Genomic DNA, 453 nt, shown 5'->3' on the forward strand with positions numbered 1-453 from the left:
CAGTCACCCGCAGCAAATACACCTTTTACATTGGTTTCGTTGCGATCGTTAATCACAATCTCACCACGGTTGGTTAATTCAACTTGGGTTTCTTTTAAGAAATCCGTGTTTGGTAACAAACCGATTTGTACGAAGATCCCCGCCAATTCGACAGTGTGTTCTTCATCCGTCGCACGGTCTTTGTATTTCAGTGCAGTGACTTGTTTGCCATCACCAACGACTTCTGTAGACAACGCATTTTTGATGACAGTCGTGTTAGGTAAGCTGTTCAATTTATCTTGAAGGACTTGGTCAGCACGCAGTTTGGTATCAAACTCAACCAAAGTGACATGCTCAACAATACCTGCAAGGTCAATCGCAGCTTCAACACCAGAGTTACCACCACCGATCACAGCCACACGTTTCCCTTTGAACAATGGACCATCACAGTGTGGGCAGTACGCAACACCACGG

General features: G+C 45.5%; 1 protein-coding gene. It reads right to left on the bottom strand.

All coding sequences use genetic code 11. From position 1 onward, the window contains the following. Positions 1 to 453, bottom strand: a 453-nt coding sequence (locus tag AC1M9C_RS14935) for an FAD-dependent oxidoreductase (protein ID WP_481953977.1), incomplete at both ends; no start/stop codon positions are given.

The organism is Acinetobacter sp. 24-47-39, from assembly GCF_056783825.1.